The following is a 1,762-nucleotide window of genomic DNA, read 5'->3' on the forward strand; positions in this document are numbered from 1 at the left end:
GATTTAAGTTACCTTTTCCATTTTTATCAAGGCTAATTCCTAGCTCCGTTCCTAACGTCCACAAACGATGAAGGCCCAAATCAACGCCGCTAACAACCGTGCTTGGCCTTTGATGGTCCGCATTGTCGCAATTTGCGCCGCATCGCCACTGATCATTCGGCCCTCTAATGACCCGCCTGTCTTTTGCGGGAGAGCTTGAAAGCGCCGCCGACCGCATCGCAGCTATGTCGCGGGGCGGATCTGCAGATCATCCTGCGCCGCGCCGCATTGATGCTCAGAAACGTTGCCGGCGTGCCGCTGGAGCCCTCGACGGAGGACGCTCTAAACTCCATCGCGGCCGAAATGAAATTGGCCGGTCGGACCTCATTCAGATCGTGCCGCGCGAGTGGCTGGAAACCAACGCCTATCTGCCAGTCCGAACGATCGATGAGGAAAGCGAGACGGCAGCGCGTAGGCTGGGACGCGACTGCAGAAGACCCGCCGCTACATTTGCGAAGCGACGGGCCTCCGCCCCCCGAAGGCTCGCTGGTCAGGCCCAGCGGCCTCCCCCGCAACCAAAGTCGCTGGGCCGCCCCGCTCGGCTCCGCTAGTCAGACGAGAGCTTCCCATTGAACCGATCTCCATCTATCGGGCTGGGCAGCTACATCATAGGCGAACGAATCCTATAAGCGGTAGATGATCGGAGGCGACCCGCGAAAGCGGCGTGTCATGGGCTTCGACGGTTGAGATCATTCCGTGTCGATTTGCCATGATCCGGTCGAGCGACAGCAGCGGCAGACGCGATGGAAAGGTGGGGACCGCCGGCGGCGCGGGACCGAAAGTCGTGTGCAGCGTGTTCAGCGCGGAACGGTTTCCGAGTCGCCATTCGTTCAAATCGCCGAGCAGCAGTGTTGGTTTTTCGTCCGGTCTGTTCATGATTTCGAGCACGACACGGGCCTGTTCGGAGCGCGATCGGCGTAGCAAGCCGAGATGGGCTGCGATAATGCGCAGAGTTCGTTTCTCGTCCAGATCGATTTCGGCAACCAAGGCTCCGCGCGGCTCCAGCCCCGGGAGCTTTATCTGATGGACATTGCGAACGATGCCCCGTTTGAAAAGCAGAACGTTGCCGTGCCAGCCGTGCCCTTTGCCGTTTCCGGACACCGGCACCGGCACCAGGCCCGTTTCCAATTCGAGACGCAGCAGATCCAGAAGGCCGGCACGATCTCCAAAGCGATTGTCCGCTTCCTGCAACGCAATGACATCCGGGGCGATTTCCCGGATGACGCGACCGATTCGTTCGGGATCGAACTTTCTGTCGACGCCCACGCATTTGTGAACGTTGTAAGATGCGACCAGAGTCCCCGCGGGGCGTGTCCCTTCTGACGGCGCAGCCTTCGCCTTCTGCTTTTTTCTGTCGCGAATGGATTTGAGCACACTTGCAGGAAAGCTATGTCCAATTCTTTGCATGAATCTGCTGCTCGTCCTCACTACCTTCAAGACTTAGCTTTGTCTCACTCAAATAGGATCTGCAATCGCTGCTTCCCCTGCCCTGACGAGATGCGGCGCTTAAAAGGAGCGATGGCTGCGTCGCCCGAATTTCCCCCGGCAGAACGAGAAAGCCTCTAAAGGTAGGGCGATCCCAGCCACAACACTCGGTCGAACAGGCGGACGATAAATGGCCGGGCCCTCAAGGTTTCGATCGTTACAGACGCGGCGGAGGCGATTGCCGATCCGATCCGCGCTTCAATCTCCGCGGCAAAGCCTGCATCAAGAACCTCTATAT

At 58.8% G+C, this 1,762-nt stretch carries 1 protein-coding gene and 2 pseudogenes; 1 reads left to right on the plus strand and 2 read right to left on the minus strand.

The features are described from left to right. Positions 1-167 precede the first annotated feature (167 nt). A pseudogene (locus EOA85_RS39635) lies at positions 168-440 on the plus strand (hypothetical protein); the annotation flags it as partial. Positions 441-645: 205 nt separating this feature from the next. Here the strand turns inward: EOA85_RS39635 and EOA85_RS34490 are convergent. Then, positions 646-1,446: an endonuclease/exonuclease/phosphatase family protein gene (locus tag EOA85_RS34490; protein ID WP_127212659.1), complete on the minus strand. Its 801-nt coding sequence runs from the start codon at positions 1,444-1,446 to the stop codon at positions 646-648. 155 nt (positions 1,447-1,601) lie between these two features. Next, positions 1,602-1,762 (minus strand): annotated as a pseudogene (locus EOA85_RS39640) (cardiolipin synthase); the annotation flags it as partial.

It is taken from the genome of Mesorhizobium sp. M5C.F.Ca.IN.020.29.1.1 (genome assembly GCF_003997375.1).
Classification (GTDB): domain Bacteria; phylum Pseudomonadota; class Alphaproteobacteria; order Rhizobiales; family Rhizobiaceae; genus Mesorhizobium; species Mesorhizobium wenxiniae.

What these genes read in the sequence shown, in the direction of transcription:
- EOA85_RS34490 (WP_127212659.1), bottom strand. Translation starts at nt 1,446, where the DNA reads ATGCAAAGAATTGGACATAGCTTTCCTGCAAGTGTGCTCAAATCCATT.